Origin of the sequence: Flavobacterium sp. M31R6 (assembly GCF_013284035.1) — a bacterium.
Lineage (GTDB): Bacteria > Bacteroidota > Bacteroidia > Flavobacteriales > Flavobacteriaceae > Flavobacterium.
The window spans coordinates 4024566-4036519 of the sequence record NZ_CP054141.1 but is presented as its reverse complement, the minus strand read 5'-3'; the positions used below and the strand labels follow the sequence as shown (position 1 = coordinate 4036519).

10 protein-coding genes are annotated in these 11954 nt (G+C 33.5%); 3 read left to right on the top strand and 7 right to left on the bottom strand.

The features are described 5' to 3' along the window. The first annotated feature begins 164 nt into the window (after positions 1 to 164). Positions 165 to 1091 carry a magnesium transporter CorA family protein gene (locus HQN62_RS16845; RefSeq protein WP_173505223.1) on the top strand — a complete coding sequence of 309 codons (927 nt, stop codon included), beginning with the start codon at positions 165 to 167 and terminating at the stop codon, positions 1089 to 1091. 46 nt (positions 1092 to 1137) lie between these two features. On the opposite strand, the gene rluF is transcribed toward HQN62_RS16845, so the two are convergent. The 5 genes from rluF to HQN62_RS16820 form a co-directional block, all read right to left on the bottom strand. Further along, on the bottom strand, positions 1138 to 1950 hold the full coding sequence (gene rluF / locus HQN62_RS16840; protein ID WP_116797311.1) for a 23S rRNA pseudouridine(2604) synthase RluF: 813 nt from the start codon (positions 1948 to 1950) through the stop codon (positions 1138 to 1140). A gap of 180 nt (positions 1951 to 2130) precedes the next feature. Beyond that, complete coding sequence (locus tag HQN62_RS16835) at positions 2131 to 2988, bottom strand: alpha/beta fold hydrolase (RefSeq protein WP_173505222.1); 858 nt, start codon at positions 2986 to 2988, stop codon at positions 2131 to 2133. Positions 2989 to 3035: 47 nt separating this feature from the next. Next, positions 3036 to 3815, bottom strand: coding sequence for a zinc ribbon domain-containing protein (locus tag HQN62_RS16830; protein WP_173505221.1), 780 nt, complete (start codon positions 3813 to 3815; stop codon positions 3036 to 3038). A 3-nt stretch (positions 3816 to 3818) separates the two neighbouring features. Further along, positions 3819 to 4913: a Nif3-like dinuclear metal center hexameric protein gene (locus tag HQN62_RS16825; RefSeq protein WP_173505593.1), complete on the bottom strand. Its 1095-nt coding sequence runs from the start codon at positions 4911 to 4913 to the stop codon at positions 3819 to 3821. A 379-nt stretch (positions 4914 to 5292) separates the two neighbouring features. Continuing rightward, positions 5293 to 6567: a tetratricopeptide repeat protein gene (locus HQN62_RS16820; protein WP_116797314.1), complete on the bottom strand. Its 1275-nt coding sequence runs from the start codon at positions 6565 to 6567 to the stop codon at positions 5293 to 5295. 383 nt (positions 6568 to 6950) lie between these two features. Here HQN62_RS16820 and lpxK point away from each other — a divergent pair, with 383 nt between their 5' ends. Both lpxK and HQN62_RS16810 read left to right on the top strand, forming a co-directional pair. Next, positions 6951 to 7976, top strand: coding sequence for a tetraacyldisaccharide 4'-kinase (gene lpxK, locus HQN62_RS16815; protein ID WP_173505220.1), 1026 nt, complete (start codon positions 6951 to 6953; stop codon positions 7974 to 7976). After that, positions 7948 to 8760 carry a purine-nucleoside phosphorylase gene (locus HQN62_RS16810; protein WP_173505219.1) on the top strand — a complete coding sequence of 271 codons (813 nt, stop codon included), beginning with the start codon at positions 7948 to 7950 and terminating at the stop codon, positions 8758 to 8760. Before lpxK ends, HQN62_RS16810 begins: the two co-directional genes overlap by 29 nt. On the opposite strand, the gene HQN62_RS16805 is transcribed toward HQN62_RS16810, so the two are convergent. Together HQN62_RS16805 and gap are read right to left on the bottom strand one after the other, a co-directional pair. Next, on the bottom strand, positions 8757 to 10937 hold the full coding sequence (locus tag HQN62_RS16805; RefSeq protein WP_173505218.1) for a tetratricopeptide repeat-containing hybrid sensor histidine kinase/response regulator: 2181 nt from the start codon (positions 10935 to 10937) through the stop codon (positions 8757 to 8759). The genes HQN62_RS16810 and HQN62_RS16805 overlap by 4 nt on opposite strands. Beyond that, complete coding sequence (gene gap, locus HQN62_RS16800; protein ID WP_173505217.1) at positions 10934 to 11950, bottom strand: type I glyceraldehyde-3-phosphate dehydrogenase; 1017 nt, start codon at positions 11948 to 11950, stop codon at positions 10934 to 10936. The genes HQN62_RS16805 and gap overlap by 4 nt, the downstream gene beginning before the upstream one ends. Between the last annotated feature and the right edge of the window lie 4 nt (positions 11951 to 11954).

Sequence of the window (11954 nt, the reverse complement as noted above, 5' to 3'; positions counted from 1 at the left end):
TACCATAATTATCATTACTTCCTGATTTTTTAAAAATATAAAGAATACTTTTGCAAAACTTAAAATAAACAACCCCAATGGACGATTATTATTCGGAAAAATTGAAAGAATAAAGCACTTGAAAAACATTCAAGATGCTATAACTTAACCTATAGAATTTTGAAATGAAAGCTTTTTACAAAAACAATAACGGATTAATCGAGTCTAATGAATGGACTCCAAATTGCTGGATCAATATTCAATGCCCATCTCCAATAGAGAAAAAATACCTCCTGGAAGAATTGCAAATTCCTGAAGAATTCTACAATGATATTGAGGATATTGATGAAAGACCCCGTATAGAAGTTGAGAACGGTTGGACATTGATAATTATTAGAATCCCGGTAAGTACAGATAATGTGAAATTGCCTTTTAATACGATTCCGGTTGGAGTCGTTTTTAAAGGAGAAATTTGCGTTACCATTAGTTTTCATAAAACAGAAATGCTAACGGATTTTGTTATCTATACTCAACGTAAAAATAAAGATATCAAAGATTATTTTGATTTGGTTTTAAAGTTACTCTTATCATCAAGTGTTTGGTATTTAAAATATTTGAAACAGGTTAATCAAAAGATAAAATTAGCCGAGGATAATCTGGAAGAGTCTATTAAGAATGAAGAATTACAGGCTTTACTCCAAATAGAAAAATGTTTGGTGTTCTTTATGACTTCCTTGAAAGGTAATGATATATTGCTTCATAGAATCAAGAATGTCAAATCACAAAGGGATTATTATGACCCTGATTTGTTGGAAGATGTTGAGATTGAGTTGCGTCAAGCACAGGAAACAACAAATATTTACAGTGACATTCTAACAGGTATGATGGATGCTTATGCCTCAGTTATTTCCAATAATTTGAATGCCATTATGAAGCAAATGACTTCTATTTCGATCATTTTGATGATTCCTACGGTAATCGCTAGTTTGTATGGAATGAATGTGCCGAATAACCTTGAAGACAATAATTATGGTATGCCTATTGTTATACTTGTCTCTGTTTTACTATCTATGTTTGGTGTTTTCTTATTCAAAAGAAAACGATGGTTTTGATATAAACGAAAAGCCGTTTCATTTAATTGAAACGGCTTTTTAGTATTTAATAATCTCCTCTTTTCTTAAATCGAGGGTCGTCTCTTTTGATGAATTCGGTTCTTCGTTTTGGAGCTTCTGTTTTAGGTAAGCTGGCTTCTTCGGTTTTACTAGAAGGCTCAATAAGAGCATTGAGTTCTTTTATTTCAGCATCGGTTAAATCGCGGTAGCGACCTACTGGGACGTCTAGTGAAATATTGATAATTCGGATACGTTTTAAGGCTGTAACTTCGTAGCCTAAATATTCACACATTCTACGAATTTGACGATTCAGACCTTGTGTTAAAATGATTTTGAAAATGTATTTACTGATCTGCTCTACTTTACATTTACGGGTAACAGTATCCAAAATAGGTACGCCATTCCCCATTCGCTCAATAAAACGGTCGGTTATGGGTTTGTTTACCGTTACAGTATATTCTTTTTCGTGATTGTTTCTGGCACGCAATATTTTGTTGACTATATCTCCGTCATTGGTCATAAAAATCAAACCTTCACTGGCTTTGTCCAATCGGCCAATTGGGAAAATACGTTTTGGATAATTGATGTAATCTACAATGTTATTGCGAACCTCCAGATTGGTGGTGCATTCTATTCCTACGGGTTTGTAGAAAGCCAGATAAACTGGTTTTTCGTTTTTCTCACGGATTAGTTTTCCGTCTATGCGTACTTCATCATCCGGTGAAACTTTGGTTCCCAGTTCTGGTACCACTCCATTGATGGTTACTCGACCTTCTTCTATAAACTTATCGGCTTCTCGGCGGGAACAATAGCCCGTTTCTCCTATGAATTTATTGAGGCGTTTTAGATTTTCTTCCATACTGCAAAAATAGTCTTTTTTTAGACTCTTTGGATTTTTAGATTATTAGAAAATGTTTGGATATTTCCTGAAACTAAAAAATTGAAACCCTTTAGCCCCGATAGAAGTGAAAATCCTTATGTGTCGGGGTTCGGCACATAAGATTGTAACGGATAGCGGGAACCATAATTACAAAAAAGCCTATTCTTCGGCTTCAAATAAAAAGCGATATATTTCTTGGTACAAATCATCGTCGTGCATCGAATGGCCTAAATCTTGGGTTGTGATGAATTTTCCTTTTTTCCAGCCACTTGCGATTTTTTGGCCTTCTTCAAATGCGACTACTGTGTCGGTGGTGTCGTGGGCAATGATTCCTGCGATTTTAATATGTTTTGCAAATGTGCCACCGGAGAAATCTTCTAATTTAAAATTAAAATTTTCTAAATAGCGTTTTTCTAAAAGGCTGAACATTTTGCGATTGAGACTCAACATTTGGATATAATTGTCGATCAACGTTTTTAAATCGGAGGGAGCACCGAGAATCACCATTTTTTCAATGCTAGTTTCGGGGTGTAAATATTGATGATAGATACAGGCCGCGCCACCTATGGAGTGACCAATTATGATGCTTGGGTTGTATTTTTCGACCGCTTTGTTAATGAACTCGGCATAACGGGGTACGTTGAATTCCTTACCACTGCTTTGTCCGTGAGCGGGAGCGTCTATAGCAATGATGGTGCTTCCGGATTTTTGTAGATAGGGTAGCGTTTTCTCCCAACGGGCCGAATTGCTTTCCCAGCCATGAACTAAAAGGATTCTGGTGTTATTTCCTTCCCACGTATAGGTTTGAAACTGGTGTTCGTTGTGCAGGAAGGTTTCTTTGATTGTGTTTTGCAGGATTTTTGGAAGTTGGTCATTGGCTATTTTTCCAATTCTGGGATTTGTAAACAGTGTATAGGATAAATGCAACGCCTTTTTTGGTTGAATCAAACTGAGTAGGTTGATGTAAAGACCAACGGATTTGACTGTTAGAAATCGGATGCTTTTTTTTAGACTCAAAATGTAGGGGTATAAAAAAAGCCTCGAAATTCGAGGCTTAGATTTTTTTAGAATTTAGAAAACAATTGTTCCATTTTCTCTCTTTCTTCTTCAGCCAAAACACTGTCGACTAAGATTCTTCCGGAGTGCTCATCGATTAAGATTTTCTTTCTTGAAGCAATTTCTACTTGTGTTTGTGGTGGAATCGTGAAGAATGATCCTGCTGATGCGCCTCTTTCGATAGAAACAACTGCTAGTCCGTTACGAACACTGCTTCTGATTCTTTTGTAGGCTACTAATAAACGTTCTTCAATTAATGCTTCATATTCTGCAGATTTCTCAGTCAAGAAGATTTCTTCTTTTTGAGTTTCGGCCATGATAGCATCCAATTCTGATTTTTTATGTTTCAAGTGAGATGATTTAGACTCCAATCTCTCTTTTGAAGAAGAAATCACTTCTTTTTTATGCTCGATAGAAGCTTTCATTTCTTTGATTTGCTTTTCAGCCAATTGAATTTCTAATTCTTGAAATTCGATTTCTTTAGTCAAAGAGTTGAATTCGCGGTTATTACGAACGCTTTCTTGTTGTTTAGTGTATTTTTTGACAGCTTCTTTGTGTTCGTCAATTGCATTCTTTTTTTCTTTGATAAGGTTTTCGATAACTTCTAATTCCCCTTTCAATTTCTCTGAACGAGTGCTTAAACCTGCAACTTCATCTTCTAAATCCTCAACCTCTAAAGGAAGTTCTCCTCTAACGTTTCTGATTTCGTCAATTCTAGAGTCAATTAGCTGTAAATCGTAAATTGCTCTTAACTTGTCCTCAACACTTAATTCTTTCGTATTCGCCATATTCTATAAGTACTTAACTGGATTTGTATTTTCTTCCGATAAAATGATTGCAAAATTAAGGATTTTTTTTCTAAGATAATCAACAATATACTCTTTTGTATAGCGTTCACTTTCAAAATGTCCAATATCGGCTAATAAAAGTTGATTTTCGGCTTCGTAATACTGATGATATTTCAAATCAGCAGTCAAAAACACATCAGCACCGGCTTGAATGGCATTTTTTATGGCGAAACTTCCTGAACCACCCAAGACTGCCACTTTTTTTATTTTTTTTCCTGTAAAGGCCGAATGACGAATTCCGTTGGCTCCCATTTTGTCTTTGGCATACAAAAGAAAATCTTTTTCATCCATTGCTTCTTCCAGTTCGCCAATCATTCCCAAACCAATATGATTAAAGGTGTTTTTCATATTGTAAATTTCGGTAGCAACCTCTTCATAGATGTGATTTTCTCTCAGTGCTTTTATAATTCCTGCTTCCAAATGTTTGGCATAAACAACTTCGATTTTAACCTCTGTTCCTCTGGACATCACGCCTCTTTCGCCAATGGTTGGTTCGCTTTTTTCATTTCCTTGATACGTGAAAGTCCCTTCAGAGTTGAAACTACATTTGTCATAATTTCCGATGCTTCCTGCTCCAGCTTCAAATAATGCATTTCGAACTTTTTCGGCATTGTCTCTGATGGTGTAGGTAACTAATTTTCGGATGTGATTTTGTTTTGGGATTAAGATTTGAGTGTTTATAAGTTCTAAAGTGTCACAAAATATTTTGTTTACGCCTTCTGGATGGTTGTCTAATGCGGTATGGACAGCATAAATGGCAATATCATTTTTTATAGCTTTGAGAATCGCGCGTTCTACATAATTTTTCCCGGTTATTTTCTTTATACCATTGAATAAAATAGGATGAAAACAAACAATCAAATTGCATTTTTTGGCAACTGCCTCGTCAATTACATTTTCTAAAGCATCATGGCAAACTAAAACGCCTGTTGCTTCGGTATTTTCATTTCCTATTATTAAACCTACATTGTCAAAATCTTCGGCATAAGCCAATGGAGCCATTTCTTCAAGAACAGAAAGAATTTCTTTTATTGTAATCATTTGTTTAATCTTTTCGGGGTATTTATTAATCTGTATTTTATAAATTAATAACGTAAATTATTTGAAATTAATTTGTAGAAGTTACTATTAGTTTGTTTTTAATAATTTCCGCTCAAAGATAAAATATTATATTTTCGAAAAATGAATTTATTTCGAAAAATATTGCTTCTGTTTTTTATTTTGTATAACGTTTTTTGTAGAGCTAAATTTGCTATACTATGGGTTAATTTAGAGTTCGATATATGGAAAAATATCTGTATTGGAACATTTGTCCAAAACGTATTGATAAGCTTGTAATTTGTTGGTAGGGATTAGTTAGTTGTAAAAAAAATTCTTCTAATCAAACGATGTTATTTTGATTAGAAGAATTGATGTATTAATAAACAGCTTTAGCTTTTAAGTCTTTATATTCGGCTGTCATATCCAAAGCATTGTACACGCTCAAAAGACTTTGTAAAATCTCTTTGTCTTTCGGGTCTATTTCGACTGCTTTTTTGAGGTAAGGAATTACGCCTTTATAAATTTCTTCTTTTTTTGTTTTTAAGACATTGTATTTTTTCATGTCTTTTGCAGAAGCTCCTAATTTATCCATTTCATCATTTATTGTTTTTAGTCCTTCCAGTTTTAAAACAGATAAATTAATGTAAGCTTTAATGTATTGCGGGTCAATAGAAATTGCTTTCAAGTAAAAAGTTTCGGCTTCGGTTGGATTATTTGCTTTTGCGCTTAGTACTCCTAGATTGAAAACTAAATTCACATCATTTGGGTTCTTTTCCAAAATAGCAGCTACCATTTTTTTGTACAAATCATAGTCTTTTGATTCTAAATATAAGTCTGCTTCTGTTAAAGCCAATGAATAGTCCTCTGGATTTTTTTTCCGTGCATCCGAAATTGCTTTTTTAGCCTTTTCTGTTTCCCCGTTTTGAACATAAATCAAGGCAATGTTTTTATAAATTTCGCCTCTTTTTGATAATCCTTTTTCGGTTCTTGGTTTTTCATGGGTGCCAGCTTTAACAAAAATGTCTCTTTCATTAGCTGTCGGGAAGCTATCGTCTACTTGTGTTGTTTTATTATATGCATAATAATTTGTTCCAATTCCAGAATAATTGATGGTTTTAAGTGTTTCGTAGTGTTTAAGTGCGGAAGTAAAATCTTTTCCACTTACAAAGGCCGATGCTGCATAATATAAGTTAATTGTGTCTTTCTTGTCCATTAAATAGGCTTCGTAGAGTTTTGAGCCACATTCAATAAATTTGTCTGCTTTGGAATCTTTTATTGCACTATTTACTAATCGTCCTTTAATACTTTTAAAGGAAACTTGCACCTGACTGGAATATTTTATTTTTCCTGATTCGGATTCGGCTTTGATTAATTCTTGGAAAGATTTTGCAGCCAAAGCTAAATTTTTTCCCTCTTCAATATTTTTATCGGCCAATCCTAAATAAGAACTTCCTTGAACAAAATAAAATAAGGTTTTGTCTTCATCATTCGAATTATAGATTTGATATTCGATACTTTTAAGGATAATAACGGCATTCTGAAGATTCCCACTATTCATTTCTTTTTCAGCTGCTTTTATTTTATCTTTTTGAGCTTGAATAGTTCCTGCAAACAATAACAATGTAATACCAATAATGTAGTTTTTTTTCATGTTGTGAAGATTGTAGGTTAGGCAAATTTGAGACTTTTATTACATTTTAAATTTTGATTATATCTATGTTTTTAGTGTAAATAATGTGTAATTGTTTGATTTTTAACAAAAATACAATTAAAATTTAATTGATAGCTCTTTTTTAGAAAAAAAATAGTGTAGTAAAATCGATTTCATAATTAGTTAAAAAATGGTATGCTAATTTGTGTTTATCTTAATCTCGGGTATCATTTTTTATTAAAAACGAATATGAAAAAAAAAGCTTTTTTTGTGTGTTCTTTAATGTAGTTTTAAATTCTTACAAAATGAATATTCTTATTTTTTGAATATTTTAGACTTGTAATTACTTTCGGCATTATCACAAAATGTTTTACTTTCGTAAAATGAATTTACTGCGAAAAATATTGTTCCCATTTGCCATTTTGTATGGCTTTATCACCAGTGTTCGGAATTTTCTTTTCGATACAGGAATTTTAAAATCCTATTCTTTTGATTTGCCCGTTATAGCAGTGGGAAATCTAAGTGTGGGTGGAACGGGAAAGACTCCTCAAATTGAATACTTGATTCGGTTGCTCTCGGATAAGTATAAAGTCGCAACATTAAGCAGGGGTTATAAAAGACAATCCGAAGGATTTGTTTTGGCTAATTCAAATTCAAATGCTTTAGAATTGGGTGATGAACCGTTTCAGTTTTATCAAAAATTCAAAAACATTCAGGTAGCAGTTGATGCCAACAGAAAGAATGGAATCGAGCATTTGCTTTCCAATTCGAATTCTCCAGAGGTTATTTTATTGGATGATGCTTTTCAGCACAGAAAGGTGAAAGCAGGGTTTTATATCATGCTTACTTCTTATGGTGATTTGTACTGCAATGATTTTATGTTGCCCACCGGAAATTTAAGAGAGAGTAGAAGTGGAGTGCAAAGAGCCAATATTGTTATTGTCACAAAATGCCCATCAAATCTTTCTTTGAAAGATCAAAAAGCAATAAAAAAACAACTGAATCTCTCTTCAAATCAAAGTTTGTTCTTTACCTTTATTGACTATGATGATGTAGTTTATTCCGACGAAAAAACGATAAAAGTTACAGAAGTAAAAAGTATGGATAAAATACTTTTGGCGGGGATAGCGAAGCCCGAATCGTTTTTTGCCCATTTGAAAAAAGAAAATGACGAATGTTTGACTTTTGCAGATCATCATCATTTTAGCGAAAGCGAATTGCAGGAAATTAAGAAAAAAGCAGGAGATAAGATTATTGTAACAACCGAAAAAGATTATGTGCGTTTGAAAGGAAGTATTTTAAGTAAACAGCTATATTTTTTACCTATAAAAAGTTCGTTTCTTTCAGATGGTGATAATTTTGATAAAAATATTTTGAAGTATGTGGGAGAAAGTACAAGAAACCGTTAGTTATATAAAAGCTAAAATAAATTTCACGCCTGAATTTGGTGTGATTTTGGGGTCTGGATTGGGCGGATTTACGGATGACATTATAATTGAATATACATTGCCGTATGAGGAAATTCCAAATTTTCCCATTTCGACTGTTCAAGGACATAAAGGGGCTTTAGTTTTTGGAACTATTGGTGGTAAAAAAGTGGTGGCCATGCAAGGGCGTTTTCATTTTTACGAAGGATATTCCATGAAAGAGGTGACTTTTCCGGTTCGTGTGATGAAGTATTTGGGTATTGAAAAGTTAATAGTTTCCAATGCCTCTGGAGGTGTAAATCCGAATTACAAAGTGGGTTCGATTGTGATTATTAAAGATCATATCAATTTTATGCCAGAGCATCCTTTGCGAGGGAAAAACGATGAACGTTTTGGGCCAAGGTTTGTGAATATGAGCCAACCGTATTCTGTTGAAATGATTGCTAAGGCAAAAGAAATAGCACAAGAATTAAGTATTGAAGTTCATGATGGGATTTATTTTGGACTGCAAGGACCAACATTTGAAACCTTATCTGAATATAGAATGGTTAAGATTATGGGTGCCGATTGTGTAGGAATGTCAACGGTTCCGGAGGTAATTGTGGCTCGTCATATGGAATTGGAAACGTTTGGTGTTTCTATTATCACTGATATGGGAGATGCCGAAAGTATACTGACTATTTCGCATGATGAGGTTTTGGCGGCAGCGAAAAATGCAGAACCCCAATTGCGTAAGCTTATCAAAGAATTGATTGTAAGGGATTAGGAATTGGTTATGTTTTGGGCAATAATGGAGTAAAAATCTTCGGCTACAAATGGTTTTGTGATTACATCTGTCATGCCAAAAGAAAGTAACATTTCCCTGTTTTCATTTAATGAAATAGCTGTAAGGGCAAGTATAGGGGTTTTGGTGTCAAACTCCCTAATTTGTTGTGTTGCGATTGTACCGTTGATTCCCAACAAATGAACATCCATTAAGACCATGTCGAATGCTTTGCTTTTTAGTATTTGAATAGCCTCTTCACCATTGTCTAAAATGGTACATTTCATCGCTTTATTTGTCAACATTTTTTTGGTAATCATTTGGTTGATTTTGTTGTCTTCAACCACCAATATTTTTTTGTCTTTGAAGATTTCTGGATTGTAATTTTTGATTACAACTTTATTTAGCAAAGGTTTGCTGTCTACTTTGAAATTCAATTCAAAAGAAAAAGTAGAGCCTTCACCAACAATGCTTTTCAGCCTTATTCGACCTCCTAAGATACGAACCAATTTTTTCACAATGGTTAATCCTAATCCCGTACCTCCAAATTTTCTATTGATTTCTACGGATCCTTGTGAGAAACTTTCGAAGACTGTTTTTAATTTATCTTCCGGAATTCCAATACCCGTATCAATGATTTGGAAAAAGATAGTAGCATTTTCATTTTGATAATTTCTTAACCGGGCAAATACACTGACTGTTCCATTATTGGTAAATTTCAGTGCATTATTGATTAAATTCATGAAAATTTGAGACAGTTTTGTGGGGTCGCCTATTAAATTTTCAGGTATAGCAGAATCTATTTTGAGAATGAATTTATTGTTGTTTATAGTGGCAATTTCTTTGAGCGAGTTTTGGATATCTCCCAATAATTGTTTGAGATTAAAATTAATGTATTCTATTTCTAATTTATTGGATTCAATTTTATTTATTTCTAAGATATCATTGATAAAGTTAGTTAAGTAGTTGCCTGAAAATTTTAATGAAGACAAATAATGCATCTGTGATTTTTTTGGATGTTCTTCCAATAATAGGTGCGTAATTCCATTGATTGCATTTAATGGTGTTCGGAGCTCGTGACTCACTGTAGATAGAAATTCAGATCTTGCTTTTGAAGCCTCTTCGGCTTTGTTCTTGGCCGCAATTAATTCATTGTTTTTTTCTTTCAATAATGAATTGGTTTGATTACGAATGATGTTGTTCTTATAAAGTGATAAACTCAAAAGTGATAAAATTGAAATAATTGCAATAGCCAAAATACTGATGAGCTTGGAAAATTTATCTGCTTTTTCCTTTTCTCTATTTTCTTTTTCAATTAATAATTCTTCTTTTTTTCGTTGAGATTCTTTAAAAGTTTCATAGTCGTTAGTGCCAAGTTTTTCTTCATTTGCAAGCACTATGCTTTCCTTTAGATTCAGGTGTTTTTTTAAGTAGGTATAGGCGGTAGATTTGTCCAGTAATTTGTCATAAACCAAGCTTAAGGCCAATAAAATATTAGACTTTTGATTTAGGTTTTTAGTTTCCTTATTTAATTCTAAAGCTCGGTTGAAGTAATTCAGAGCCAGGTTATATCTATTGTTGGCAGCTTCAATTGTTCCCATTTGATAAAAGGCTTCGGCTTTTGAATTTGTTAAGTCAGGACTGTCTGGTTTTGCAATAATATCGTTAAAAAGGATTGAGGCCAATGCAGTGTCGCCCCTTAATTTTGAAAGTACTCCTTTTTGTAGTCTGATCAGATCCGCCTTATCCTTTATTTTTAATTTTTTTTGAATTTCTTCGGTTTTGAGAATAGAACTTTCAGCAAGGATGTAGTTTTTTCTCTCTACGCAGGACAAGCTTATATAGTAATAGGCAAGAGCGACTTTATCGTTGGGCTTTTTGGAAATACTGTTAAATAATACAATACTTTTGCTTAATAATTCGATAGCATCATTATGGAGGTTTAGGTCAAAATATATTTTACCTAAGTTGAATGTTTGCGAAGCTTGTGCCTCAATATTTTTATTTTTTTTGCAATAATCGATTGATTTTTGAGTGTATGATAAACCCTCTTTATAATTATTGTTTTTAATATTCTCGCTCGCTAATTTAGAGTAATAAGTAACGCTGTCTACTTTATTCTCTATTTGAGAATAGAGCAGTGAATGAAAAAAAACAGTAAATAATAAAAAGTGTTTCATGTTTGATGGAAATTTTTATTATTATTTAACAATAAAATCAAATCAATGATTCTGGAGGAATACCCAATTTCATTATCATACCAACCAACTACTTTTACCATTTTATCGATTACGGATGTAAGTTGTGAATCAAATATACATGAATTTTTATTACCAATTACATCTACTGATACAATAGGGTCATCTGTATATTCTAGAATTCCTTTCAAATTGGTTTGTGAGGCCAACTTAAAAGCGTTGTTTATCTCTTGTATGGTAACCGGTTGTTTTACATTAAAAGTAATATCAGTCAATGAACCATCGGGAACAGGTACTCGAATTCCGCAGCCGCCCATTTTGCCATCCAGAGATGTGAAAATTTTAGTTAACGCTTTTGCTGCTCCAGTTGTTGTTGGGACAATGGATTGACTTGCTCCTCTTGCCCTGCGTAAATCTTTATGAGGTTGATCATGTAAACTTTGATCGGTAGTGAAAGAGTGAATAGTAGTAATGTAGGCTTGTTCAATTCCGCAAAGCTCTTCAATCACTTTAATCATTGGTGCCGCATTGTTGGTGGTGCAACTGGCATTGGAAATAATGGTTTCTGTTCCGTCAAGAATGGATTCATTAACCCCTAAGACTACAGTTTTTATATTGTCCACTTCTGATGGGGCTGAAAGAATTACTCTTTTGGCGCCTGCTAAAATATGAGCATTTATCTCCTCAAAAGTTTTGTATTTACCGGTAGACTCTACAACAAAATCAATGTTAATGCTTTTCCAATCAAGATTTGGGATGCTTTTTTCGTGGAAAAATAAAAAGTGTTTTCCATCAACCACAATTCCTTTTTCATCATGGCTTACTGCAACGGGTAAAACACCATGAATGCTATCGTATTTTACTAAATGAGCCATTGTTTTTTTATCTGCAATGTCATTTATGGCAACTACTTCTATAGTGGGATGGTTTAAAAGCAAGCGGAATAAATTTCGCCCAATTCTTCCAAATCCATTAATCGCGATTCTTGTTTTCAATTTC

Bases quoted from the DNA above. Each gene is read 5' to 3' on its own strand.
- HQN62_RS16830 (WP_173505221.1), bottom strand. From the start codon at position 3,815: ATGGCGAATACGAAAGAATTAAGTGTTGAGGACAAGTTAAGAGCAATT.
- HQN62_RS16845 (WP_173505223.1), top strand. From the start codon at position 165: ATGAAAGCTTTTTACAAAAACAATAACGGATTAATCGAGTCTAATGAA.
- rluF (WP_116797311.1), bottom strand. From the start codon at position 1,950: ATGGAAGAAAATCTAAAACGCCTCAATAAATTCATAGGAGAAACGGGC.
- HQN62_RS16820 (WP_116797314.1), bottom strand. From the start codon at position 6,567: ATGAAAAAAAACTACATTATTGGTATTACATTGTTATTGTTTGCAGGA.
- HQN62_RS16805 (WP_173505218.1), bottom strand. From the start codon at position 10,937: ATGAAACACTTTTTATTATTTACTGTTTTTTTTCATTCACTGCTCTAT.
- HQN62_RS16810 (WP_173505219.1), top strand. From the start codon at position 7,948: ATGTGGGAGAAAGTACAAGAAACCGTTAGTTATATAAAAGCTAAAATA.
- lpxK (WP_173505220.1), top strand. From the start codon at position 6,951: ATGAATTTACTGCGAAAAATATTGTTCCCATTTGCCATTTTGTATGGC.